At 51.9% G+C, this 20650-nt stretch carries 21 protein-coding genes; 8 read left to right on the top strand and 13 right to left on the bottom strand.

The window, feature by feature from the left end:
• Positions 1 to 102: 102 nt before the first annotated feature.
• Complete coding sequence (locus SACSAC_RS14280) at positions 103 to 1266, bottom strand: saccharopine dehydrogenase family protein (protein WP_342666467.1); 1164 nt, start codon at positions 1264 to 1266, stop codon at positions 103 to 105.
• A gap of 332 nt (positions 1267 to 1598) precedes the next feature.
• On the opposite strand from SACSAC_RS14280, the gene SACSAC_RS14275 reads away from it, so the two are divergent.
• The 3 genes from SACSAC_RS14275 to SACSAC_RS14265 all read left to right on the top strand — a co-directional run bounded on the left by SACSAC_RS14275 (position 1599) and on the right by SACSAC_RS14265 (position 4910).
• Positions 1599 to 1790, top strand: coding sequence for a hypothetical protein (locus SACSAC_RS14275; protein ID WP_037287539.1), 192 nt, complete (start codon positions 1599 to 1601; stop codon positions 1788 to 1790).
• A gap of 306 nt (positions 1791 to 2096) precedes the next feature.
• Entirely contained in the window at positions 2097 to 4217 is a 2121-nt protein-coding gene (locus SACSAC_RS14270; RefSeq protein ID WP_037287537.1) for a methyl-accepting chemotaxis protein, read from the top strand.
• 102 nt (positions 4218 to 4319) lie between these two features.
• On the top strand, positions 4320 to 4910 hold the full coding sequence (locus SACSAC_RS14265; RefSeq protein ID WP_051507124.1) for a GNAT family N-acetyltransferase: 591 nt from the start codon (positions 4320 to 4322) through the stop codon (positions 4908 to 4910).
• Between the two features lie 16 nt (positions 4911 to 4926).
• Here the strand turns inward: SACSAC_RS14265 and SACSAC_RS14260 are convergent, their stop codons facing one another.
• The 7 genes from SACSAC_RS14260 to SACSAC_RS14230 form a co-directional block, all read right to left on the bottom strand.
• Positions 4927 to 6678, bottom strand: coding sequence for a sensor domain-containing diguanylate cyclase (locus SACSAC_RS14260; RefSeq protein ID WP_037287535.1), 1752 nt, complete (start codon positions 6676 to 6678; stop codon positions 4927 to 4929).
• Positions 6679 to 6853: 175 nt separating this feature from the next.
• Complete coding sequence (locus SACSAC_RS14255) at positions 6854 to 7129, bottom strand: HPr family phosphocarrier protein (RefSeq protein WP_037287532.1); 276 nt, start codon at positions 7127 to 7129, stop codon at positions 6854 to 6856.
• Between the two features lie 232 nt (positions 7130 to 7361).
• Positions 7362 to 8177 (bottom strand): hypothetical protein, encoded by an 816-nt coding sequence (locus SACSAC_RS14250; protein WP_037287530.1) that lies wholly within the window; start codon positions 8175 to 8177, stop codon positions 7362 to 7364.
• 19 nt (positions 8178 to 8196) lie between these two features.
• Positions 8197 to 9669, bottom strand: coding sequence for an aminotransferase-like domain-containing protein (locus SACSAC_RS14245; RefSeq protein ID WP_037287528.1), 1473 nt, complete (start codon positions 9667 to 9669; stop codon positions 8197 to 8199).
• A gap of 301 nt (positions 9670 to 9970) precedes the next feature.
• On the bottom strand, positions 9971 to 10249 hold the full coding sequence (locus SACSAC_RS14240; RefSeq protein ID WP_037287526.1) for a hypothetical protein: 279 nt from the start codon (positions 10247 to 10249) through the stop codon (positions 9971 to 9973).
• Between the two features lie 29 nt (positions 10250 to 10278).
• A complete protein-coding gene (locus tag SACSAC_RS14235; protein ID WP_037287524.1) occupies positions 10279 to 11454 on the bottom strand; it encodes a cation:proton antiporter in 1176 nt (391 codons plus the stop codon).
• 207 nt (positions 11455 to 11661) lie between these two features.
• Positions 11662 to 12492: a MerR family transcriptional regulator gene (locus SACSAC_RS14230; protein WP_037287522.1), complete on the bottom strand. Its 831-nt coding sequence runs from the start codon at positions 12490 to 12492 to the stop codon at positions 11662 to 11664.
• Positions 12493 to 12596: 104 nt separating this feature from the next.
• On the opposite strand from SACSAC_RS14230, the gene SACSAC_RS14225 reads away from it, so the two are divergent.
• Genes SACSAC_RS14225 through SACSAC_RS14210 form a run of 4 tightly spaced genes read left to right on the top strand, consistent with a single transcriptional unit; the run spans position 12597 to position 15181 of the window.
• Complete coding sequence (locus tag SACSAC_RS14225) at positions 12597 to 13088, top strand: GNAT family N-acetyltransferase (protein WP_037287520.1); 492 nt, start codon at positions 12597 to 12599, stop codon at positions 13086 to 13088.
• A gap of 41 nt (positions 13089 to 13129) precedes the next feature.
• Entirely contained in the window at positions 13130 to 13717 is a 588-nt protein-coding gene (locus SACSAC_RS27165; RefSeq protein ID WP_051507123.1) for a GNAT family N-acetyltransferase, read from the top strand.
• A 16-nt stretch (positions 13718 to 13733) separates the two neighbouring features.
• Entirely contained in the window at positions 13734 to 14975 is a 1242-nt protein-coding gene (locus SACSAC_RS14215; protein WP_037287517.1) for an MFS transporter, read from the top strand.
• Positions 14976 to 14989: 14 nt separating this feature from the next.
• Positions 14990 to 15181 (top strand): glycine zipper domain-containing protein, encoded by a 192-nt coding sequence (locus SACSAC_RS14210; RefSeq protein WP_037287513.1) that lies wholly within the window; start codon positions 14990 to 14992, stop codon positions 15179 to 15181.
• A gap of 85 nt (positions 15182 to 15266) precedes the next feature.
• Here SACSAC_RS14210 and SACSAC_RS14205 read toward each other — a convergent pair whose 3' ends face one another.
• The 5 genes from SACSAC_RS14205 to pssA are packed head-to-tail and all read right to left on the bottom strand — an operon-like array spanning position 15267 to position 19547.
• Entirely contained in the window at positions 15267 to 17042 is a 1776-nt protein-coding gene (locus SACSAC_RS14205) for a sensor histidine kinase (RefSeq protein ID WP_037287510.1), read from the bottom strand.
• Positions 17039 to 17719 (bottom strand): response regulator transcription factor, encoded by a 681-nt coding sequence (locus SACSAC_RS14200; RefSeq protein ID WP_037287507.1) that lies wholly within the window; start codon positions 17717 to 17719, stop codon positions 17039 to 17041. Before SACSAC_RS14200 ends, SACSAC_RS14205 begins: the two co-directional genes overlap by 4 nt.
• The gene (gene asd, locus SACSAC_RS14195; protein ID WP_051507122.1) at positions 17688 to 18545 is read right to left on the bottom strand and encodes an archaetidylserine decarboxylase; all 858 of its coding nucleotides are present in this window, start codon (positions 18543 to 18545) and stop codon (positions 17688 to 17690) included. The genes SACSAC_RS14200 and asd overlap by 32 nt, the downstream gene beginning before the upstream one ends.
• Positions 18532 to 19020 carry a DedA family protein gene (locus tag SACSAC_RS14190; RefSeq protein ID WP_037287504.1) on the bottom strand — a complete coding sequence of 163 codons (489 nt, stop codon included), beginning with the start codon at positions 19018 to 19020 and terminating at the stop codon, positions 18532 to 18534. Before SACSAC_RS14190 ends, asd begins: the two co-directional genes overlap by 14 nt.
• Complete coding sequence (gene pssA / locus SACSAC_RS14185) at positions 19017 to 19547, bottom strand: CDP-diacylglycerol--serine O-phosphatidyltransferase (RefSeq protein WP_037287501.1); 531 nt, start codon at positions 19545 to 19547, stop codon at positions 19017 to 19019. Before pssA ends, SACSAC_RS14190 begins: the two co-directional genes overlap by 4 nt.
• Positions 19548 to 19700: 153 nt before the next feature.
• On the opposite strand from pssA, the gene SACSAC_RS14180 reads away from it, so the two are divergent.
• Positions 19701 to 20627: a helix-turn-helix transcriptional regulator gene (locus SACSAC_RS14180; RefSeq protein WP_037287498.1), complete on the top strand. Its 927-nt coding sequence runs from the start codon at positions 19701 to 19703 to the stop codon at positions 20625 to 20627.
• Positions 20628 to 20650 lie beyond the last annotated feature (23 nt).

The following is a 20650-nucleotide window of genomic DNA, read 5'->3' as shown; positions in this document are numbered from 1 at the left end:
AGTAAACAGAAAATGATCGATTCTTCAAGATGTCACCTTTCATTTGCAACGTTAAGCGCAAAAAAAGGCACGTCCCTTTATGGGACACGCCATGAATGAACATTAATACAATTCATCCAATTTAACGATTTCTTTATACAGCTTACCGCCTAACTTGCTAGCCACTCTTGTTACAAACGATTCAGGTTCGATAACAGCTTCAGGAGAGAATAAACCTGGTTGAGTCACTTTTCCTGTGAGAACATCGATTACAACGTTAGCGGCACAAAGTGAAGTAGGGTCATTCACGGTATCCGACAACAAATGAACCTCGTAAATAATTTTAGTTGGGCTATTTTCAAGTTCACCCTCAATTTCCACTCGGAAAATTGCGCCTGCAGGTTCAGAGCCTAAATCTACACTTAAAGCCTCAATTCCCGCTTCAGAGTTCAAGAACTCTGTAATAAATGCACGCGGAGAAATCCCCGATTTAGGAAGCTTCTCATTTCCGGCAAGCCCCAAAGCAATAATTTGTTTGTAGATATCGTTACCTTCTTCTTGAAAGAAGGTCGATCTCACTTCTACGTTTTTCAACCCCGGAATATATTTAGGCAATGTAACAGGTTCAGCATGGCCGGAGAATGAGAATGTTTTCGTTCCTAACGATCCTTGAAGCTGTATTCTTTGCTCTCCGCTCCAGGCCGGCACATTCTGATGCTGACCATCAATAAATTGCGGAACATCGCCAATCAAACAGTGAAATAGGTGATCCACTACAGCAACAGACAGATTCGGTACGAACGAACATCCCCATGCAATGTTTATCGAATGTGCTTGATCAAGCTGATCGACGCCCCATTTTCCCAGTATATTGGTCAATCCGGGGGTAGAGCCTGCGCCGAATATGACGGTGACTCCCGCTTCTTTTGCTGCTTTATCGAATTTTTCCGTGCTGATAAGTTCTATAGCAACATCAAAGTCGTCATTAATATCGACATAATTGACTCCGCTGGCAATAGCTTGTTCGATGATCGGAATCGCAAATCGATGGAAAGGCCCTACCCCGTTGAACACAATGTCAACTCCGTTTAATACCCGCTTCACATCTTCGGGAACGGTAGCGTCGAATTGAACGGCCTTCCCGCCGACTTCATTTGCTAATCGTTCCGCAGCTTCAAGGTTATAATCAGCAATCGTAATTTCGATGTCAGACATTTCTTCGGCGACAAACCGCGCCACGTCGCTCCCTACATTTCCGCAACCCATTATAACTACTTTTTTCATCAAAAATTCCTCCAAATGTTTCTATTTATGCTGCCATAAAAGCACACGTTCCAATACTTGATTACCAGCCGGTTCATGTACTGGATAATCGTAATCTTCTCGTGCTTTTTCATTATAAGAAATCAACTTCATGGCAAATAGGATAAATCGGAACTAGGGCGTGTCTTCTTATTAATGTCGATTATAAAGACGCCTTAATTTTTACAAACTCAAATTATTTTTTACAATGTTCATTAATATTGCCTGCAATATGATTGGAGAATCGTAACACGGGGTAATGTAAGGTATTAAACAGTTCGCAAGACCTTATTTACCTGATAAGGGGGGCCTGCACCATGGCAGTTCAAGAGATCAAAAAGGCCGTATTCAAAGAAGAAGTACTGCGCCTGCATCTAGTTAGCGGCGAGTTTTATACGGGGCCCTGTTTTCCCGATATGAATGATACTCGCTTCTTCACCGTTAACACGGCTGAGCGTTCCGTAACTCTTCCTTACTGGGCAGTTAAACGGTTTGAACGCTTGCATTAATGATCTGCATCATTCGATCACCGATTAAACCAATCTAAACATTCTTTCATCCCGGCTCCGTCGACGCATTTTGTGTGGACGGGGTCTTTTTGCGCGCCGCGAAATACCTTCTTGCGAGCAGGCTCTTTGCATTTTACGCCAAATTTTTGTGGTTTTTTTCACTTTTGGGCGGTGAAGCAATCAATTTTAGGGTTTTCTTCCGATATAGATAGAGAGAATCTTGTACAGGGTCGAACGAACCATTTCGAAGCCCGTTATGCGGGTCGAAATAGAGATCGGATCAGCGTACTACAGAGGAGGATGCCCATGTTGGCCAAACTGCTTTATCCATTCACATTCGTATTATCCCGATTGAAGTATGCACAAAAATTCGTACTCATCAGCATTTTGTTCGCCGCTCCACTGGCCCTTCTTTTCGGCTTGTGGATTACGGGCACCCAAGAGAAAATTGCTACGACCCGGGAAGAAAAAGTCGGGTTGGTTCAGATCGAAGCCTCCATGCCTTTTATCCTCTCCTTGCAGCAGCATCGCGGACAAGCTAATGCCTATCTGAATGGCGGCGGTACAGACAGCGAAAGTAAACTTGTCGAAGCAACTTCGCAAGCAAACGAAAATGCAGCCGCGATCGATCTTGCTGTTCAGCAGTCCGGATTAGTCGGCTCCGCCGATGCTTGGCAAGCCCTTGCGGGAGAATGGAAAACGCTTGAACAGGAAACAACTTCGCTTTCCGCCGAAGAAAGTTTCGCCCGTCACAGCGACCTGATCGCGCGCGTGCTCGACTTCGTGGTCGAAAGCGCGGACGAATCGGGTTTGTCGCTCGACACGGAGATTGACTCCTTTTACCTCATGGATATGGTCGTTAAACGTATTCCGGCTCTGATTGAGGAAACCGCGGAAATCCGCGGCACAGGCAACGGAATGCTGACTCGACGCCAAGCGGAAGCGCAGACGTTGACTCAAGTTGCCGTCAAGAAAACGCAAGCGGAAAATGAATTGAAAGAATTGAATAAAGCACTTCAACGAATTACCGAACTGAATCCGGAAGCCGCATCCCGGATGAGCGCCTCCGGGCAGGAAACTTCGACTTCGATCGAACAGTTCCTTTCCACCGCCCAACAGCAGTTGTTTGACGATAAAAACCTGACGTCAGATCCGGCTGCCTTCTTCTCGGCGGGCACGGCAACCATCGATGTCTCCAATACGTTTTTCAAGCAGGCCTCCGAAACGCTTATGTTGCTGTTTGACCAGCGCATTGACCGTTTGGAAGCTCAACGCAACTTGGTTGTTGCCGTGATTATCGCCGCCTTGCTGCTTGTGCTGCTCTTCTACATGGCTTTCTACCGAAGCGTGAATGCCGCAGTTCAACAACTCAACGAGCGCGCGACAGCGATGGCGAACGGCGACTTGTCTCGAGATATTCAAATTGAGACACGAGATGAGTTGGGGCAGGTCGGCCAGTCGTTCAACCGTATGATCGTCGCTCTGAACAAAACGCTTCGCAACAGTCAGGAAGCTTCCGAACATTCTGCTGCCGCTTCCGAACAGCTGAGCGAAGTTTCGCGGGAGTCGTCGCTGGCCATGCGCCAGGTTGCCCAAGCGGTTCAATCGGTGGCGGACGGTTCCGAATCGCAACGCCGCATGACCGAAGATACCGCGCTTGCCATGAACGAAATGGCCGTCGGGATCTCGCGAATCGCAGAGTCCTCGGCTTCCGTAGCCGAATCGGCTGCCGAAACGACTCAAAAAGCCGAAACGGGCGATCAGGAACTGACTGCGGCCGTGCGGCAAATGCGGAGCATTCGGGATTCGGTCAGCCAATCGGCCGGCAGCGTCTCCCGGCTTGATGCCCACTCTCAGCAAATTGACGAGATTGTCGCTTCGATCAAAGCCATCGCCCGGCAAACCCAGCTTCTTTCCTTGAATGCCAACATCGAGGCAGCACGAGCCGGCGAACATGGTCGGGGTTTTGCCGTTGTTGCATCGGAAGTCGGTAAACTGGCGGAGCAGACGCAGACTTCCGTGGAGACCATCTCTCTTCGAATCGGCGATATCCGAGATTTGATCGGAGAAACCGTTCAACTCATGTCCCGCACGGATAACGAAACAGCAGAAGGCTTGGCCTTCATCGACCGGGCAAGCGGCGCAATCGGAGCGATCGGGCACAGCGCCCGGGCCGTCAGCGATCAAATTCAGGAAATCTCCGCGGCTTCGCAGGAAATTTCCGCAGGCGTAGAAGAAGTGACGGCTTCCATTTCCGAAGTCGCACGGGTCGCGCAGCATTCCTCGGAAGAATCTCAGACGATGGCCGCCTCAACCCAGCAACAGCTTGCCGCGCTTGAAGAAATCGGCAGCGCCGCAGGCGAACTCAGCGAGATGGCGACAGGATTGCAAAAGGATCTCGGCCTTTTCAAACTCTCTTCTATGTAAGCTGAACTCAAACAGCCCCGTGCAGGATGCACGGGGCTGTTTGTTATAGGAATCCTTATTTTGTACAATAAAGAGAAACATCGGAGAAAGAAGGAACCCGCGATGAATCCGAAGCCTCCCCCGAAACGATTGCAACTCCGGACAAGTTCGGAATGGAATGACGACTTCCGTAATCGGATTTTTCCTATTTATGAAGCATCCTTTCCCGAACATATCCGCAAACCCGAACGCATCGTGCGCAATATGCTAGAAGGCATGGATGCTTTTTTGCACATGGGAGTCTTAGACGATCAACCCTGCTCCATGGCCTTAACCGGACTCAGTGCCGACCGACGCCTGCTGATCGTAGACTATCTCGCCGTATCTCCGTCTTTTCGCAAACGCGGGATCGGAAAACAGACGGTCGCCGCGTTAGCCGACTGGGCACGCGAAAACCTCAAAGTAAGCGGCCTATTGATAGAAGCGGAAGTTGACAATAGCGAAGAAGGCCGAAATCGACTGCGATTCTGGCAACAATGCGGATTCGAGTCTACCGAATACGTTCATGGCTATATCTGGATCCCGGAAAAATACCGCGCCATGCTGCTCGACCTGCAAAACGAAGAGGAGCGTCAAACGCATCCACTAAGCCGCAACGGCCAAGAACTATTCGAGCACATTGAAACCTTCCATAAATCCAGTTTTAAAAGATAAAAGAATCGATTCTCCCCTAAAACAAAACTACGCGGTTGCGACCGCCGTGTTTGGCCGAATAAAGCGCATCATCCGCACGTTTGAAAAGCTGTCGGATCTCTTCGCCGGGTCTGGCGGCAGTTACGCCAAAACTTGCCGTCACCGAGCCTGGAGCACCGAAATCCGTCTGTTCCAACGTGACGCGGATCCGCTCGGCAATCGTTACAGCCTCATCCGCCTTCTTGTTGCGCAAAAGCAGCAGGAACTCCTCGCCGCCCCATCGCCCAACATCCCCCGTTCCGCAGACGTCTTCACGCAAAATCGCGGCCGTGCGCTTTAACACCTCGTCTCCGCAAAGATGTCCGTAGGTATCGTTGATTCGCTTAAACCAGTCGATATCGAGCAGTACAATGGATAACGAATCGTTAGCCTCGTCCGAACTCATTGCTTCGCCAAGCAGCTCGTCCATTTTGCGGCGGTTATAGATTCCGGTTAAGCTATCCGCCTGCATCAGCTCCTGAAGGTCGCGGTTGGCCTGCTCCAGCTCTTCGACGACAACGCCGACGAAGCGTGCAAGCCTCGCCGTCATTTCCATCGGTTTCGACTCCGACAAATGAACTTGATTCGGCTCTTGCCCGGAAAATTGCTCGGCCAAGCCGCCCTCGCGCATGCCGACTGCCACCATCGTTGCATTATGCAGAGCCAGTTCCCCGCCTTCCCCGTAAAATTCGCCATACGTATAAAATCCCGCGGAAGGCGCAATTTGACGGAAACCCTGCGTCTCCAGATTTAATCCTTCTTGCAGATAGACCTGACGGCAATAACAAGAGTAAATCAAAATACCTTGCGGACGGAAGTCTGCCAGCTTCTTTTGCATATCATAAGCGGCTTCGATAATATGTTTCGGACTGCCGTAGGTAATTCTCACCTGTTCCCCGACATGCACGTCCGCCACCAATTGCAGACTCCCGTTCGCCCGACGGATCAACGGAACCCTAGCCAGCGTAGACGTGCCGCGTTTCAGCATAAGCGGGAATTCCAGCATGTTTTTGAAAAAGTTATCGTCGTTTTGAATCCCCAGATATTTCTCGTATACGCTGGCTGCCGGAATACCGTCGAGCGTTTTCAATAGTGTCGGACTCTCGATTTCGGTAATGGTCATCGCACGGCTTAACGGCTCCCACCCCAGACAGGGATACACTTCGATCTCCAGCTCTGCTCCGCGGAATACAACAGCTGCGGCGCCTTCTTCATAGACTTGGTCTCCCGCAAAAATCCAGGTTTCTCCATGATTATGGTACGAGCTCGCTCCTGCACCGAACACCGGAACACCCTCCAATCGGCTCTGCATGTCCTCCAGCAAGCCTGCTGCATTCATGCGCTGCGTCGTCGCATATAATTGAATGCCTTTGATCGGGGCAGCGACCGGCTCGGATAGAATCGTATCGACCATGCGCCGGCCTAACTCTCGCTCCGCCTCCGACTGCCCATGATAAGACACAAGCTGAAGTTCCGCCGTTTCGAAAAAGGAAAAGACCACTACCGTGCGCTCCATGATCGATTCCCCTTCGTGAATTTCGCCGGCCGTCGTAATTCCCGTGACGATCGCTTCCGGGATATATTCAATGATGCGTTGATATAAGGCAGGTATCGCGTTCGAATCTACATGCGATGCAAAAAATTGAACCAGCGTAGAGCGACTTCGAGCTGCATGGTTCTGCAACTCGGTATCATGCAGGTAGGAATCAATCTCTTGCAGACTGCCGAGATTATATGAAAGTTGAAGCATAACGAATAAACTCCTCCTGGACGCTGTCATTTTCAGATCAGGGTTGAACGTAAAGCATGTCAGGCATGCCTTAACAAAATATCGGCAGATTCGGGAAAGGTTTTTACACAAACGCGAAGAAACCCATCACTCCTTCAAAAGGAGGATGAGTTTCTTCATACCTTCTCCGGCAGCCTTAATGAGGCGCGCAGCCGTGATGTTGGAACAATTCGCACATATATTCCAGCGCTGCCAGTTCGTCTTGACCCCGCGCGCTGATCCGTACGGTATTGCCGTTGTGAATCGGAAGCAGCATCATGCCGAACAAGCTCTTGACGTCTACGATCCGCTGATTGTCTTCGTCTCCAAAGGCGAGTTTGATTTCCGAAGCGAACTGGGAAGCCTGCGATGAGATGCGGAGCAGTTCGTCGCGATCGAAGTCCCCTTCAATCTTAAATTCATGTACTCTCATAGATGTATCTCCTTTTTCCGTGATAGCCTGATAACGCTTCCAAATTTTAGGATAAAAAAGCAGCTTTAAGCACTCCGCGCCGCCGCTGCTTCTTCCCTATATATCGGTTGTACCCTTTGAAAAGTTAGCAGGCGGAGCGTGAAAAAGCAAGTCCTTTTTCCTTTCCCCCGAACTTTGGCTAACACCGAATGTAATCCATGTTTATCCATTTTCCGCATGTTTGAAACGAGATTTATTCTTGACCGCCATCCGCTTCTTCTGCCGGATCCGTTATCTCTTGCAACCCAAGCGCGATTCGCGCTTCCCACGTCGCTATTCCGCCGTCTCCGTCCCGGAAATCCAGACGAACCGTACCGGTGCGTCCGGTCTGATCCGCCGCGTAACGATAGCCGATTCGTTGACCGTTCTCGTCAATGAAAAATCCTTCGGTTCCAATCTGTCCGGCGATAACGGCATCCAAATAAGTGGATGTAATTCGTTCCGGTTCAGTCGTCGGAGCAGCCCCTTCTTCGATCTCCGCGTCCGTTCCGGCCATGGCCTCATTCATGGTCGTTGTTCCGGTTCCCGCCGCTTCGTCTTCTCCCGGATCAATGGATGCCCGCGCTTCAGCCTCCGGCTCCCAAGACATGCCCGATAACGAATAGCCTGCCGGAAGCACATGCAGATCGAATTCAACCAATTGCTCCGCGTCGTCTCGGCTTATCGTCACTTCGATCCGTTGGCCTTCGTCTTTGGATTTCTTTTCTTCCTCTGACGCGCTCGAAGTCGTACCCTCCGTTGATTCCCCGTCGCCGGAAGGCTCCGTTTGCCCGGACTCCGTAGATTCTGTCGACTCCGCAGCGGATTCATCCGCCATAGAATCTTCCGCTTCTTCTGCCGGTTGCGAATCCGCGGACTCTGCCTGCTGAGTTTGCGCCGTTTCCGTGTTGGTCGTGTTCGCCATCTCATCTTCTTGCGGACCGAAACGGAGACAGCCGCCGAGCAGCAGAATGGATGCGAGCGCGGCACCTGCGGCCCAAGGCTTTAGTCGTTTTTTGCGATCAACCATCCCTATGTCCCCTTTTCTTCTATGCATTTGCACGATGATTTAAAGCCTTTACGTGTTCTTTTACCACCGTTCCGATGATTCGAAGCCCTTCTTCGATTCGTTCCTCCGGCACGCGCGAGAATCCGATCCGTAACGTATGCTGCCCGCCGCCGTCCGTGAAAAAGATATCGCCCGGCGTAAACACGACGCCGAGTTTGCGACAATCCTCCAATACGGTGCGAGCATCCAACCGTTCATCCAGCTCGACGAATACGTGCAGGCCGCCTTCACCGCTCATGCCTTTCATCGGGATATGCGCGGTGCAGCCCTGAACAGCCAGTTCGTACTTGCGTTTATACTCCGTTCGCGCCCGTTTCAGATAACGTTCGAAGTTGCCGTTATGCAAATATTGGAACAACAGTGCCTGGTCGAGCGTCGACGTATGAATGGTCCGCGCCCTCTTCAAGCTCTCCAGATAGCCGATCAGTTTGCGATCCGCCACGATCCAGCCTACCCGGATACCGGGAAACAGGATCTTGGAAAAGCTCCCGACGTACGCGACCGAGTTGCCGGTGCCCGCGCAAGCGATCAACGGAGCCGCATGCGCGCCGGAATAACGGAGTTCTTCGTTGAAGCCGTCTTCGACCACCGGAATCTCATGCTCGCCCAACAGGCGCAGCAATTCCATCCGCTTCTCCGGCGAGGTCACGATGCCGGTCGGGTTGTGGTAAGAAGGAGTCAAATAGGCCAGATCGAAGCCCCCTTCATCCAGCGTCTGCTTCAGTTCGTCCATATTGACGCCGTCGCGCTCCATGCGAACGCCGACCGGCTCGAATCCGTGCAGCTTCATAATCTTGATCGCGGTCTGATGCGTGGGATTCTCGCACAGAATACGCCCGCTCCGCTTGCCGATCGCGGTCAACAACAGATCAAAGCCCTCGGTGAAGCCGTTCGTGATCAAAATGTCTTTGCCTGTCGTCTCGACGCCTTTGCCTTTCATATAGCTCATCAAATAACGCATCAGCGGCCGATAGCCCTGTGCATAGCCGTAATTCAACAGCACGTCGCCTTCAAGCGCCATCCGATCGAGAAAAGCACGCTTGACGCCGCTCATGTCGAACAATCGTTCATCGGGCGCAATGCTGGTGAACGCGATCATGCCTTTTTCCCACTTGATTCCGTGCTTCATCAAATCCATCTCTTCCGATAAAAAGGCCTGCGGCCCCAGTCGCTCCGTCCACTCGATCATGCTGGGCGGTTCGTCCAGATGCACGGCCGCCCGCGACACGAAGTTGCCCCGGCCTTTGACCGCTTCGATCCAGCCCGTGCGCTCCAACGCTTCATACGCGCTGATGACGGTTGTACGGCTCACCCCAAGCAGTCCGGACAACTCGCGCGTGGAAGGCAGTTTATGATGCAACGGCATAACGCCCTGCGCAATCAAGGTCTCGATATAGACTTTCAATTGAATATAAGCCGGACTCTCGCCTTCCGCCCTGAAATCTTTAAACATTCGCTCAACTCCTTACCCTCTATCATTCCATATCTGTTCGATAAAGAAAAGAACCGCAAGGCTTATCGTTCGAAGCGGTCGTGGCGGAATAAAGATCTTATTTTGCATAGGGTCAATGCAGACGATTAGGTTGCCAAAGATCCGATGCGGTCAAGAATGGAAGAGATCATAATGATCGCGACAAAAGCATTGGGTCCAGGCGTTCTTCTTCATGGATCGCACTCATTCGGACTGCCTCCTTTTCCGTTCACTTGAAAATAAGAAAAAAGCCTTCCAGCGTTCGAAAGGCTCTTTCCTATGCTCAAATATTGTCCATCCATCGGCGGATCGATTTGGACTTGGCCCGCTTGAATCGGTAAGGTTCGTCTTTGATTTGCAGCAAATAATACCGATCTTTTTCAAAAAAACATTCCGTCAGATACTTTTCCAGCAAATCGATGTCGTCGTCCGTTTTGATCAGATACATGTCATGATGCAAATGCTTGATGTCGTACAAACTTTCAAGATGAGACTGGACGCAGCGATCGGTCCAGCCGCGCTTATGGGGTTCATACGAAAACAAAAAAATATTCGCGGTCAATGAGCTTCATCCTTTCGCGAGAGATCGACTTACATTCGTCTGTGAGGTATTTGATGCCGGGATCCGCTGCCGCCGAACAACGCTTTGAGCATCGGCGGCGCGATCAACGTTGTCAGGATGATCGTGATGATCACCGTCGTGAAATACCGCGATTCCAGCAACCCGGAACTCAAGCCGGTCGCCGCGATGATCAAGGCTACCTCTCCGCGCGAGACCATGCCTGCACCTACCGCCAAAGCCGAACGACGCTTGAACCCGGTCAGCGCTGCGCCTAATCCCCCGCCGAGAAGCTTGGTCAATACGGCCATAACCGTCAGGATCACGAGCAGCCCGATCTGACTCCCTACGCCTTCAAACGAGACGTTCAATCCAATGCTGACGAAAAATACCGGAACGAAGATCGAGTAAGCAATCGGCTCGACTTTGCTCTCTACGGAGTGCTTGAACGAAGTTTGCGAGATCGCAAGTCCTGCCGCAAAAGCGCCGATAATGCCCGCGATTCCCATTTTTTCGCCGAAATACGCAAACGCGAAGCAAAAAATCAAAGCGAACGTCAGCACCGGCTCCATGACCCGGAACTTCGATGTCCAACGCAGCACGCGGGGAACGATCAGCCAACCTGCCAAGAAAACGACGGCAAAGAACGCGATCTTTTTGATCAGCAGCAGGCTGATCGATACTTCCGCGCCGTCTCCCGTCGCGAAAAAGCTCGTGAGCACCGCCAGAAGAACAACCACCAGCACGTCGTCCACGACGGCTGCGCCCAGAATCGTCGTCGCTTCGCGGGAGTCCAACTTGTTCATTTCTTTCAATACCTGGACCGTGATGCTGACCGAAGTCGCGCTGAACAAAACACCCAGGAATAACGAATGCGCCCCGGAAAATCCGAACAACTGACCGACGCCGTAACCGCCGATCATCGGCAGCGCGATACCGCCCAACGCTACGGCCATCGCCGGCTTCCAGTTCTTTTTCAACTGCTCCAAATCCGTTTCCAGACCCGCCATGAACATCAGCAGCAGCACGCCGATCTCCGCCATGTATTCGATAAACGAACCTTGATGGATCCAACCGAGCAGCGCGGGTCCCATCAGAATTCCGACCAATAGTTCTCCCAACACCGACGGCTGACCCAGACGAACCGATAAATGTCCGGCCACCTTGGTTCCGAGCAAAATCAAAACAAGCATCCACACAAATTCCATACGCACGACTCCTCGTTGTTCAAGTAAGTCGGATTCGAATCGACTGCTACATATTAACACAGAAAATATCAGTTAAAAACATCGATTTTAAGGCGATTAATTTCAGTTTTAAAGCTTGTGCAACAGCGGTTTAATCCCTAGGGATTCATTTTCTTGTTTTCTTCTTAAACCGCAAATTTGAAGCTTTAAAAAACCTTTTTTTACCATTTATTCGTTCTCGATCTCGATCATGATCTTCGTCACATACTCCTCTTCGTCCTTTACCGCCACGTCGTCGATCAAATATTCTTCATACGAAAATTCGCCCGTAGACAACTTTTGCCGTTCCAGCCAAGCCAGCATATCCGAGTAGGTGTCGTCCAGACGCTCGTAGCTGCCGTGATGATAACCGACCGCGTACATGCCTTTCGGTTTAACGAACGTGCTCAAGCCTTTGCGTTTGCTTTTCGTTTTCACGAAAAAATAAACAATCGGCTCTTTGGCGTTCAACAAATCCTCGACCGCCATCATCGTTCCGATAAAAGAAGCGGCGTCCGATTGGGTTAATCGATCGAATTGCCGGAACTCGTTCGTCCACTCCAGATAACCCGCGCTCGGATCGCCTTCCGCAATCGGCCCGCTTCGGATGAGTCGCTGCGCTTCATGCCGCTCCAACCTGAACGTTCCTTTTTCCGCCGCGAGTCCTTCCTCCGCCATGACGATCGTTTCTTCCAGCATTCTGCGAATGTCCTGTAATTTTTCGATCTCTCGTTGAATATGCGGCAGCTCCCGGTTCGCCATGTCAATCATATGACGCGTTGTTCGGCTATCCATATATTCGCGCACGTCCTTCAGCGGAAACTTCAATTCTTTCAAGCCGTTAATCAGCAAAAAAACGTCCAACTGACGATGCGAATACGAACGGTATCCTTTCTCATCCGTAAAAGCCGGCTTCAACAGCCCGATGTCGTCATAATGAAACAACGTCCTTTTATTGACGCCGCACAGCTTCGCAAACTCCCCGGTCGACAGGTAAATTTCCGTTTTTATTTTGTCCATAAGTCCTCCTTGACTATCCGGTTACGGTATACCTTATTCTAAACGATATCTCGATCAAACGTGGAGCCGCAGTTGCGGAACTCCGGAAATTCAAGGTGAATCTTATGCAAACTTCAATCCATGTCGTCTCAGTAGAAAATGTTCAATCCGTACTTGATCTTCGGGTAGCGCCGGATCAAATCTCTTATATCGAAAGCACGGCGCAATGCCTGCAAGAAGCCGAAGAGTGTTCATGTTACGTCCCGGTCGCGCTGTATGCGGACGACGAACTGGTCGGCTTCGCGATGTACGGATTTTTCCCGGACGAAGAATCATCAGGTCAAGCGGGACGCGTCTGGCTGGACCGGTTCCTGATCGACGCGCAGCATCAAGGACGCGGATTCGGCAGAATCATGCTTAGCGCACTGCTCGATCTGTTAACCGAACAATTCGGACCGAGCGAGATTTATCTAAGCCTGTACGAGGACAATCAAGGCGCGCTGCGCTTATACGAAAAATTCGGCTTCCGCTTCAACGGCGAACTGGACCTGAACGGCGAGAAAGTGATGGTCCGTCCGCAAACGACACAAGAAAAACACAAGCCTTCCCTAAAATAAAAAAAGATGAACCGCATACGTACAAAAGGAGATTGACCACCATGCTGCATATCAGAACCATCCGTAAAAATTCCCGCAAAGCAGAGCTTGCCGATCGTCTCTATCAACAGGCTTTCCCGGAAAGCGAACGCATCCCGATGAGCTTCCTGCTCCGCAAAGCGAAAAAGGACTTTGTCGACTTCCTTGCCTTTTACGACGCAGACGAATTTATCGGCTTCGCTTATCTGATCTCGCACAATGACATTACCTTCGTCCAATATCTGGCGATCGACTCTTCCCATCGTTCCAAAGGCTACGGCGGCGCCGTGCTCAGTCTTATTTCGGAAAAGTATCGCGGCAACCGTCTGGTATTGAATATCGAAGAAACCGGAGTCGCTGCCGAAAACGCGGAGCAACGGGCGAAACGCAAACGCTTCTATCTCAACCACGGCTACCGGAATGCCCAATACCGTATGGTACACGGATCGGAAGGTTATGAGGTATTGGTTAAAGGAGGCGAACCGATCCCGTACGAGTTTCTGCGCTTGTTCAAAATCTATATGGGCCGCCTGATGTATCTGTTCTTCAAGCCCAAACTGATTCCGGTCGGCTCCGTTTCCCCTACGTCCCAGACCCGCACGACATCATGATTAGGAGAACCCCACAATGACTTCATTATTTAAAAACCGCGTTTTCCTAATCGTCGCCGGTGCCGATCTGCTTCAGCAAATCGGCATCTGGATACGCAATATGGCGCTGCTGTTCTACGTCATGGAGCAGAGCGGCAACAATCCCGTCGCAGTCTCGCTGCTGACCGCGCTGGAGTATCTGCCTATCTTCTTGTTCTCGCTAATCGGAGGCACGTTCGCCGACCGCTGGAATCCGAAAAAGACGGTAATCGCGGGCGATGCGCTGAGTGCCGTCTCCATATTGGTGATTCTGCTGTTGGTACTCGCCGGACTGTGGCAGGCCGTCTTCGTGGCGACGGTCGTGTCCGCGATCGTCAGCCAATTTTCGCAGCCGTCTTCCTCCGTGTTGTTCCGCCAGCACGTTCCGGCCGAACAGGTCGGCAGCGCCGTCGGCATTACGCAGAGCTTAATGGCGATCTTTACGATTCTCGGACCGATTCTGGGCACGTTCATTTATACTCAACTGGGGCTGAATGCGTCGTTGATCGCGCTGATCCTCGTCTTCCTGACCGCTGCGGGCATTCAACTGCTGCTGCCGGATGCCAAGCGTGAAGCCCGCCCCGAAGCGACTTCCGCTTGGACGGATTTGAAAGACGGGCTTCATTATGTATGGGAGCGTTCGAATCTTCGAATCACCGCCGCTCTATTCCTGATTAGCGGACTGTCGATCGGATTGACGCAGCCGCTCGACGTATTTTTGGTCATTGAACGTTTGGGATTGCCGAAGGAAGGCGTGCAGTGGTTGACCGCTTCGGAAGGCGTCGGCATGCTGGTCGGCGGTCTTGCCGCCGCTGCGGCCGCCGGCTGGGTCGGCCGTTATCGGCGCGGTGTCATGACGGGAATCATGCTGATCTGGTCGGTTCTCACTTTTGTTGAAGTGTTATCCGTATGGACGCCCCTTACGGCAGGCGCGCGGGTGTTATCCGGTTTATGCGGAGCCTTTTTCCAAGTCATTTTTACGGCATTCATGATTCAAGAGGTCAAACAGGAGTATATCGGACGGGCCAACGGCGTCATGATTCCGGTGATGATGGCGGGCATTCTGCTCGGTACCGGCCTGTCGGGAATACTGATGAACGTGTCGTCGCTGTTCGTGGTGTATGGCGTCTCTTCGCTGCTCACGCTGTCATGCTGTCTACTGACGCTTCGGCTAAAGTTGGATCAACCTCTTAACGCGATCCAAGCCCGTACACCGAAGAACGTATCCTATACAAAGTGAGGAGTCGATCACATATGGAAAACAGAGGAAAAGCAGCAGGTTTCGGCGTTTTGCTCGGCATTACGTTCGGGACCATGCTTGGCGTCGCTTTTGAAAACTTTCCGATGGGATTTATCATTGGCGGTGTTTTAGGCATCGGATTTGGTCTGACGCTGAACAATTCGGCGAAGAAAAAGTATAGAGGGCATCAAAAGAAACGATTGTAACAGTTGAACACATTTCGAACCCAAGCTATAAAAAGCCCCCAAGCCATACATTCGCGGCTTGGGTGTTAACTCGTATGCGAAACTTTTACGTTTCCCGATTGCGGAAGCGTACTGTAAAGGTCACGCCTCCATCCTTATTCTCCACCTGATATCGACAGTCATGCAGCTCCAGAATCCGCTTCACGATCGCAAGTCCCAGTCCGGTTCCGCCGCTGGCTCGGTCACGCGCAGCTTCCGCCCGGAAGAAGCGTTCCCAGATCCGGGTTAGGTAAGGCTCAGGGATCGGCTCCCCCTCATTGTGTACATGATAAGTCATGCCGTCCGCCTCGCCGATTACCCCGATCTCGAGGGTGCTGCCCGGTTTGGCATGCCGGATCGCATTGGTCAGCAGATTAAGCACGACTTGTTCGATCTTGCCGGCATCTACGGATACGGCTTGTTCATTGCGGCGGATGATGCGTGTAGCCAGTTCCTTTTCCCGCATTCGATACACCAGCTTCTGAAGCACGTCTTCGGTCAACTCGCTTAACAGTACAGGCGACTTGTATAACTTCACGGCGGGCGAATCAAGGCGCAGCAGCTCCAGCATATCCTGCACCAGCCTCTCCATCTTCTCGCTTTCCTCCAGAATTACGCCGATATAATGCTCCTGCCTGCCGGCTCCGATTCCGTCCTGCATCCCTTCCGCAAAGCCTCGTACGATACTCAGCGGCGTTTTTAATTCATGGGAAGCATTGGCGAAAAAGTCTTTTTGGAGCTGCTCCAGTTCTTTGTTCTGCTCGATTTCCCGCTGCAAACGAACGTTGGTCGCGTTCAGTTCGTCCAGCGTGACGCCCAATTTGCCGGACAGTTCGAACAAAGCGTTCGATAAGCTGCCTAACTCGTCTTTCCGCCGGAGCGGTTCTCCGCCCGAAAAATCGAGCCTTTTCATGCGTTCCGCTCTTCGGTTCAACAGCAGCAACGGGCGCGTCACGATCCGCGAATACCACACGGATAACAGCAGGATCAACACCAGCCCGCCCGCGCCCAAGTAAATGAAGAACACGCGAAGCGCGCTGTTCGTTTCTTTGATCTCCTGCAAGGAAGTCACCAACAACAGCAGTTTGATATTCCCTTGCGGATCTTCCACCGGACGGATCAAGATTCCGCTCCGGTTTCCTCCGAAAGAATCGATCCAGGTGAACGCCACCGGCTCTTTTCGACGAAGGCTTGCGACCTGTTCATCCGATAAGGGAAAAAGCTCGTCCAAAGCCGAATACAGCAATCCCAGACGTCTGCCCAGCTTGTCCAACTCCGGCAACTTGGCCGTCACGATCGTTCCGCGCATAGCGTTTCCTTCGCCCTGAATGCCTCGCTCCCCCGCTTCTTTGCCGCGAGTCCCTTCGCCTCCGGCCGCTCCGATATAGAACGCGTAAAAGGTATCGCGATCTTCTCCTTGACCAAACTCGCCATAGATCTGCACCGATTCGCCCGCTGCCAACTTAAGCTGTTCGACTTCACTGCGGTAAGCGATCACCAAATAAAACAACGATACGTTAAGTTCGTTGCCGTCCGAGCGGGCAATCCGAATTTGAAAAGGATCGTTCGCGGTCAAGCTGCCTTCAAAGTCGGTTAGAGCAAAGTTAATGTCTGTTCGGCGCAGACGCTGGGCAAGCAAAGAATCAGATACCGCGAACGACTTGGGATCATGCGCATAAACCGCGGCCAATTCCTCTGCTGCCGTCTTTAATTTCGCCGTCTTCCGGTATTCGTAAAATTCCGGGAATACAAGCACTTGGGCCAGCAGCACCACGATATAAAACAAAATGAAAATCGCGGCCGTGACGATAAACAATTTGGCGGTCACTCCGGCTCTTTTCATAATTTCTCCTCAAACACGTACCCGACGCCGAATACGGTTCGCACGCATTCCGAGGCCGGTCCCATTTTCCCTCGCAGCTTCTTGATATGGGTATCGACGACGCGCACATCCCCTTCGTATTCCGAACCCCAGATATAACCGAGAATCGTATCCCGCGACAGTACGATCCCCCGGTTGCGCAGCAGCAGTTGAAGCAGTCCGTATTCTTTCGGCGTCAATTCGACAGACTCTTCCGCGTATTCCAGCTTGCGGCTGCGCGTATTGAGCTGAACGCCGAAGCCGATCGGCGTCTCCGCAGCGGAGATCAGATGACCGTCCACCCGACGCATCAATACTTCCGCCTTGGACACAAGCACTTTGGGACTGAACGGTTTGGTGACATAATCGTCGGCGCCCAACTCGTACCCTTCGATCTGACGATCATCGCCCGATACCGCAGTCAGAATAATGATCGGAACCCCCGAGCGGCGGCGAATACGGCGGCACAGTTCCCAACCGTCCATTTCGGGCATCATCAGGTCCAAAATGACCAGATCGGGAATCTCCGTCTCGAATGTATATAAACCTTCGCTGCCGTCCGCCGCTTGGCAGACCGTCCAATGTTGCGCAACAAAATAATCCGAGATCAACTCCCGGATTCGACGTTCATCTTCGACAATCAGCACTTTCTTCGTCACCTTGATCTCCCCCTTCCGGCGAGTCGGGACATTGCCAATTTGCCAACCGTTCCCCGACTTGAATATAACCTTCTTCCTGCAAGCCTTCGATCCACTCGGCCGTCCCTTTTTCAAACAAGCAAACAACGGTCGAACCGAACGAGAAATAACCGACTTCCTCTCCCTTTCCCCAAAAAGGACGCGTATTGCTCTGGATCACCGAGTTCACGTTCAACGCTCCCACCGCGATCATCATCATGCCGGCCGAACGACGTCGAATTTGGAAAACAACCCGATGATTGAACGACAGCAAGCGCCCTCCGTATTTCCAGCCATTGCGGTTAACCGGCAGCGAACGCCGACCCAGCTCCGCCACTCGCGCCCCTTCTCCAGCCAACGGACTATGAAAGCGATGATATTGAGCCGGGCTCAAATATAAAATAATGAATTTGCCTCCGCCATAGTTGGAACTTTCCTCATTCAGCGACGTTAACGCTTCGAACGAATAGCTCTTTCCTTTAACTTCAAAACGCTGATCCTCCGTAATGTCGCCGAAAGACTGCACATAACCGTCCACCGGACTTACGATTGCGGAGCAATCTCCGTCAATCGGGCGCCGACTCGGATGAATTTCACGTATAAAAAAGTCGCTGAGCGAACGAAAAGCCGTCAACGGTTTCTCAAGCTCTTTGTCGGAAATCCTATAGACGCTGACAAAAGCCGGAATCAGATGCCGACTAAACCGCGAATCGCAGAATCTTTTTAACGCCCCGCTGCACAACCTTCCGCCGAGCACGCGCACCGATAAACGGTATATGAATCCTTTTCCCTGTTCAATGATTCGCATATCCCAATACCCTTCCCATCATAATAAAAATGACGCACCAAACCAATGCCCCCACTGAAGCGAACAATACATATTTACGCAACGGCATTCGACTGATTCCGCACATATAGCAGGTCACATGCCGGAAGCCGGGGATAAAATAACCGACGACGATCGAGATTGGCCCGTATTTATTCATCCATCCCTCTACTTTGGCGATTCGCTGCGGCTTCATGCCTACCCACTTTCCATACCGCTCCAGCAGCGGCCGTCCGGCTTTATGACCGATCGCATAGCTAATCATCATCCCGCTCATCGCCCCCGCGAAGCTGAAAAAAATCGCATAGGGCAGCTTCATGGTGCCGATCAAGGTCAGATAGCCGACGCCCGTCATCAGAATTTCATCCGGTATCGGCAGTCCGACAATTCCGAGCGTGAGCAGACCATAGACGGCCGCATATCCGTAATCCGACAAAAATTGCAGCGCGTTATTCATCGATACTCCTCCGCCGGTTCACTCTTCATCTTTTTTAAACTGGGAAAAGAAAGCCGACTGACCATCAACGCGCCGATCACCAACATCCCGATCGCCGTTACGCCGGGCGTAGACAATACCGAGATCAGCAGAATCAGGATAGCGGCCAGCGGCGTCGGCATGCCTACAAAGCCCGCCAGGCAAGCCTGCTTTACGTTAAATCGGGCAAGGCGAACTGCGCAGCAGCAAAGATAAATCACGCAGCAGAGCGCGCCGAACACCGCAATCTCGCGCAGCGACGCGGCATAGACCAGAGCGGCAGGCGCCACGCCGAAGGTGACGAGATCGGCCAAGGAATCCAACTCTTTGCCGAGTTCCGATGCGGCATCCAGCTTGCGCGCGAAATAACCGTCGAAGAAATCGCATAACAAGCCAAGCAAAATCAAGCAAATCGCAGGCACGAGCTCGTCTTTGAAAATAAATAAAAGGGCAAGAAATCCCAACAACAGATTAGCCAACGTCAACGCGGAAGGAATCATTTTTTTCATTCATCGTCATCTCCTAATCACTTTACGATTACAAGAGTCAGTGTAGCAATCAGTTATGTCTTTTTCGTGTTGCGACAAGAACGTTTTGTTATTGCGTGCGAATCCGCATGCTATAATGCGGATACATTACTCGGAAAACAGGTGGAGAAACCCATGAAATTGGAACGATTGATTGCCATGATCTATAAGCTGCTCAATCATGAAGTGCTGTCGGCGTCGGTGTTGGCGGATGAATACGGAGTCTCGCAGCGTACCATTTACCGGGATATCGACGTGCTGTGCGCTGCCGGATTCCCGGTCGTGTCCGTTCTGGGGCAGCATGGCGGATACGGTATTATGGACGGTTATAAAATGGATAAAGCGCTGCTCGGCTCCTACGACGTCGAGACGCTGCTCACCGTGCTGCGCAGCCTCTCCTCCGTCTTCGAGGACGAGCGGGCGCAAGGCACGATCGAACGATTGCAAACGATCTCGCCGAATTCGGACAGCGCAGCCGGACTGGCCGTTAATTTGGAAACGCGACGCGTCGATCCCGAAGCGCTACCGAAGCTGCGGACAGGCGTAGCGGAGCATCGGGTTGTTCGCTTCGACTACGTCCGTGCGGACAATCAGCGAACCCGTCGAACTTTAGAACCTTTGCGCCTGCATTACAAGCACAGCAATTGGTACGTCTACGGCTTCTGCCGGACCCGACGTGATTATCGCGAGTTTCGGTTGTCGCGCATGTTGGCGGTGCAGTTGACGGAAGACACGTTTGCCGCGCACGATGAAAGCTCGTTGGACCGACCGCCGGCGATCTATGAAGAAGATGAACATAGTCGCGATGTGGTGTTTCGCGTGTATCCGGAAGCTCTATCCAGCGCGCTCGATCAATTCCCCCAAGCGGATAAACAATTTCATTCGGACGGGAGCCTTACGATGCGTCTGAGTATTCACAAACCGCTCGAAGCCCGCTGGCTCTGGTCGATCCTGCTCGGCTTCGGCCCGGGTGCGGAAGTATTGCAGCCGGTGGAGCTGCGGTTCATTTTGCGCGATCATTTGCAAAAGGCATTGTTTCTGTACGACGGAGAAAAAGACTGACGCTGCATCGCGGTCAGTCTTAG

It is taken from the genome of Saccharibacillus sacchari DSM 19268 (assembly GCF_000585395.1).
Classification (GTDB): Bacteria; Bacillota; Bacilli; order Paenibacillales; family Paenibacillaceae; genus Saccharibacillus; species Saccharibacillus sacchari.
The sequence above is the reverse complement of the archived record's forward strand: the minus strand, read 5'-3'. Positions and strand labels throughout refer to the sequence as shown.

Coding starts and splice junctions, on each gene's coding strand:
- SACSAC_RS14275 (WP_037287539.1), top strand. CDS start 1,599: ATGGCAGTTCAAGAGATCAAAAAGGCCGTATTCAAAGAAGAAGTACTG.
- SACSAC_RS14270 (WP_037287537.1), top strand. CDS start 2,097: ATGTTGGCCAAACTGCTTTATCCATTCACATTCGTATTATCCCGATTG.
- SACSAC_RS14265 (WP_051507124.1), top strand. CDS start 4,320: ATGAATCCGAAGCCTCCCCCGAAACGATTGCAACTCCGGACAAGTTCG.
- SACSAC_RS14260 (WP_037287535.1), bottom strand. CDS start 6,678: ATGCTTCAACTTTCATATAATCTCGGCAGTCTGCAAGAGATTGATTCC.
- SACSAC_RS14255 (WP_037287532.1), bottom strand. CDS start 7,129: ATGAGAGTACATGAATTTAAGATTGAAGGGGACTTCGATCGCGACGAA.
- SACSAC_RS14250 (WP_037287530.1), bottom strand. CDS start 8,177: ATGGTTGATCGCAAAAAACGACTAAAGCCTTGGGCCGCAGGTGCCGCG.
- SACSAC_RS14245 (WP_037287528.1), bottom strand. CDS start 9,669: ATGTTTAAAGATTTCAGGGCGGAAGGCGAGAGTCCGGCTTATATTCAA.
- SACSAC_RS14235 (WP_037287524.1), bottom strand. CDS start 11,454: ATGGAATTTGTGTGGATGCTTGTTTTGATTTTGCTCGGAACCAAGGTG.
- SACSAC_RS14230 (WP_037287522.1), bottom strand. CDS start 12,492: ATGGACAAAATAAAAACGGAAATTTACCTGTCGACCGGGGAGTTTGCG.
- SACSAC_RS14225 (WP_037287520.1), top strand. CDS start 12,597: ATGCAAACTTCAATCCATGTCGTCTCAGTAGAAAATGTTCAATCCGTA.
- SACSAC_RS27165 (WP_051507123.1), top strand. CDS start 13,130: ATGCTGCATATCAGAACCATCCGTAAAAATTCCCGCAAAGCAGAGCTT.
- SACSAC_RS14215 (WP_037287517.1), top strand. CDS start 13,734: ATGACTTCATTATTTAAAAACCGCGTTTTCCTAATCGTCGCCGGTGCC.
- SACSAC_RS14210 (WP_037287513.1), top strand. CDS start 14,990: ATGGAAAACAGAGGAAAAGCAGCAGGTTTCGGCGTTTTGCTCGGCATT.
- SACSAC_RS14205 (WP_037287510.1), bottom strand. CDS start 17,042: ATGAAAAGAGCCGGAGTGACCGCCAAATTGTTTATCGTCACGGCCGCG.
- asd (WP_051507122.1), bottom strand. CDS start 18,545: ATGCGAATCATTGAACAGGGAAAAGGATTCATATACCGTTTATCGGTG.
- SACSAC_RS14190 (WP_037287504.1), bottom strand. CDS start 19,020: ATGAATAACGCGCTGCAATTTTTGTCGGATTACGGATATGCGGCCGTC.
- pssA (WP_037287501.1), bottom strand. CDS start 19,547: ATGAAAAAAATGATTCCTTCCGCGTTGACGTTGGCTAATCTGTTGTTG.
- SACSAC_RS14180 (WP_037287498.1), top strand. CDS start 19,701: ATGAAATTGGAACGATTGATTGCCATGATCTATAAGCTGCTCAATCAT.